The sequence below is a fragment of the Primorskyibacter sedentarius genome (assembly GCF_004342065.1).
GTDB lineage: Bacteria > Pseudomonadota > Alphaproteobacteria > Rhodobacterales > Rhodobacteraceae > Primorskyibacter > Primorskyibacter sedentarius.
On sequence record NZ_SLZU01000064.1, the window covers coordinates 1 to 3284 of the forward strand.

The following is a 3284-nucleotide window of genomic DNA, read 5'->3' on the forward strand; positions in this document are numbered from 1 at the left end:
CGAAGCATTTGAGGCGTGGAAATCCGCGGCACATGCAGCTTGATCAACGAACGGCATGCCAACTTGCAAACTCGGTGAGTTAACGTGACGACGCCTTCTCTTCGGATGCGTATCACCTCGCAATGGCTGATCCCGTCGGCAATGCGGGGCGCAGACAGCGCTTACGTTCAATCTGAGCCTGCGGGAGGTCGAGGAGATGCTGCTCGAACGTGGCATCGACGTCTCCTATGAAACGGTTCGGCGCTGGACGGCCAAATTCGAGCCGCAGATCGCGAGGAACCTGCGGCGGCGCCAGCGCCGCTCCGGCGACATCTGGCATCTTGACGAAGTCGTGGTGAAGATTTCGGGAAAGACGTTCTGGCTCTGGCGCGCCGTTTATCAGCGCGGCGTCGTTCTGGACGAGATCCTCCAGTCCCGGCGGGACAAACGTGCCTCCAAACGGCTTCTGCGCAAGTTGATGAAGCGCGCGGGGTCTGTTCCCAAGCGTATTATCACGGACAAACTCCGCTCATTTGGCGCGGCCAAGCGCGAACTCCTGCTCCACTGGATCACTTATCGCATAAGGGGCTCAACAATCGTGCCGAGAACAGCCATTTGCCGTTCCGAAAGCGGGAGCGCGTGATGCAGGGTCATCGCTCTCCGGGCGGCCTGCAACGCTTTGTGTCCATCCATTCCGCCGTCCGCAATTGTTTCTCCGTTCCAACTCGCCGACGCGCCGCCCGAACCATTCGCTACCACCGGATGGAAGTTCTCTGCGCGTGGAAAGTAGCAGCCAGTATCGCCTAAGGCTGTCATCTACGGCCTTGACCGCCAACCCTTCGGTTAACGTGACAACACCATAAAAACTCCTGTAGCTTACCCGAACACCCCCAGCTTCTGCCCACTCCCTCGTCAAACGTCGTCTCGACAAAAATGCTTACACGCTTGGTGGGTCCCGCCTTGCTCCGAAACCTTTAACTACCACGACGACGAGCGTGTTTTTCCTACTCCCCTTATTCTATGAACGTGTCTCGGAGCACGTTCTTTTGTACTTTTCCCATTGTGTTGCGTGGCAGCGCCTCGACGACCCGATTTTGCCTGGGGTGTTTGAAGCGCGCGAGCTTTTCCGCTACCGCATCTTGCATCATCGCTTCGTCGACCGCCGCACCCGCTTCTAGGGTCAGGATGCATTGATTTTCGTCGCTCAGCGTGAATCACGGCTCGGAAAATGGAGCGGTGACATGAGCGACCTTTTCTGGCTGACCGACGCGCAGATGGCACGTCTGGAACCATTCTTTCCGAAATCACATGGCAAGCCTCGGGTCGATGATAAGCGTGTTTTGAGCGGGATTATCTTTATCAATCGCAATGGGTTACGATGGCGAAATGCTCCAGCAGCATACGGGCTACATAAGACGCTCTACAGCCGTTGGAAGCGCTGGAGCGAGAAAGGCATCTTCGCTCAGATGATGGTTGGCCTGGCCGCTGAGCACGGCGAACAGAAGACTGTGATGATCCCCTTTCATTGATTGCTTCGCAAACAACTGCCGGGCAATGGTCGCGACATACCTCAAGGCCCATCGAACAGCGACCAGCATGGCCGCCAAAAAGGGGGGCGCGGCTGTCTGATCGGCCGAACCAAAGGCGGCATGAACACCAAGTTGCATGCCATCTGCGACAGCCAGGGACGGCCGATTGACCTGTTTGTCACCGCTGGACAGGTCAGCGACTATATCGGCGCGCGGGTGCTGCTCAGTGGTTTGCCAAAGGTCGACTGGTTGCTCGGAGATCGCGGCTATGACGCAGACTGGTTCAGAGAAGCGTTGCAAGACAAAGGGATACGCGCCTGTATCCCTGGCAGAAAGCAACGCAAGACACCCGTCAAATACGACAAACGCCGTTACAAGCGGCGCAACCGCATCAAGATCATGTTCGGCAGGCTCAAGGATTGGCGGCGTGTCGCGACCCGATACGACAGATGCCCCAAGGTGTTCCTCTCGGCCATCACACTCGCTGCTCTCGTCATCTATTGGTTAGGAATCCTGACCCTAAGATCAGGCTTGGATTATGGCAGTTTATTTGAGACTGTGGCTCCTGAGCTTGAACCGGCTTGAGTTGCCATGTCTGATCCTCTACCAGAAGAAATTGGTGATGTGCTCTGGCAGGAGGCGTGCCGTCGGGCGGATGCAATTCGCAAGGTTCTCAAGTGTGGCGACTAGCAGACATCGGCGGCTGAGATTGCCTACGATCGAATGGGGGCCGCCGCAACAAATGCAGTTGATATAAAAAGTGAGGCGCCCTGAGTCTCATTCTTAACTGCCAAATCTTGTAGAAGCGGCCGAAATCTTGCAATTTACTGCTACGTCACAACGGCCTCTGAAAATACAGGTCAAATTCACGTCAAATTCTGATTGTTTAGGGTACAGTGACACCAGTTGCGCGTCTTTGCCGTATGCATCGACTTTCTGTCGAAGGACAATAAGCGAAGACCCGAAGCGGGTTGAAACGACCCACGGCACCCACCCCGAAATCAGTGATGGAAAGACGTGGAAGCGTGGATCCTGGAAACGGAACGCGGCTGCGACCTTACACTTGTTGCGGTTTCAAAGAGGCGATCAGGTGGTGTAGCAAAGCGGAAATCAACAGCCACAGTTGGCGTTTCTGGTTTTCAGCCGACGTCGTATCTGCGCACCATCAAGGACAACGATCAGTAACTCTGGAGCCGTATCTGCAATGGGGAGCGAGCTTTTCAGTAATACCGCAGCGTTACACCCACCGCGATGATCACCGCCCCATGGCAACGGATTTTCTTGTTCAGCTTGCGTGGCTGACCGGCTTGCCATATATCGCGAAACTCGGTAGTCTATTGGAACACCAGAGAGTCTGCCATGAGCGTTCAAAAGCAATCTGTCAGTTTCACCGAAACCGCCTACACCTTTGCGAGGGAACTGGTCGAAGCTGGCGAGTACCCCAATGTGAGTGCCGCGGTTTCGGGTGAATTGGCCAAGGCAAAGGCAGAGCGGGATCGTGAACAGTCTTTGCTCGAAGCAGAATTGAAACGCCGCATGGCCCTGCCTCTCGATCAATGGGAACCTGTCGGCAAAGCGACTGACGTCACTGCAGGCGCACGGGCACATCTTGCCGCGATGGCTCAAAAGACCTGATGCGCTTTGTCAGGCATCCGTTCTTCGAACGGGACCTTGTCGGTATCGGTGTTTGTCAAAGGAGTTGTCCGCCGATTTCATGCGGCGTCTCTGATTTCAGGGGCGCTGATTTCGGTTTCTGGGTTGAGCCAGACGGGTCCA

At 55.7% G+C, this 3284-nt stretch carries 1 protein-coding gene and 2 pseudogenes; all 3 read left to right on the forward strand.

Features of this window, described 5'->3' with window-relative positions:
* Positions 1-166: 166 nt before the first annotated feature.
* Positions 167-786, forward strand: a pseudogene (locus EDD52_RS23365) (IS6 family transposase); the annotation flags it as partial.
* 434 nt (positions 787-1220) lie between these two features.
* Positions 1221-2015: pseudogene (locus tag EDD52_RS23370) on the forward strand (IS5 family transposase); the annotation flags it as partial.
* A gap of 852 nt (positions 2016-2867) precedes the next feature.
* Positions 2868-3143: a hypothetical protein gene (locus EDD52_RS23380; RefSeq protein WP_132249004.1), complete on the forward strand. Its 276-nt coding sequence runs from the start codon at positions 2868-2870 to the stop codon at positions 3141-3143.
* Positions 3144-3284 lie beyond the last annotated feature (141 nt).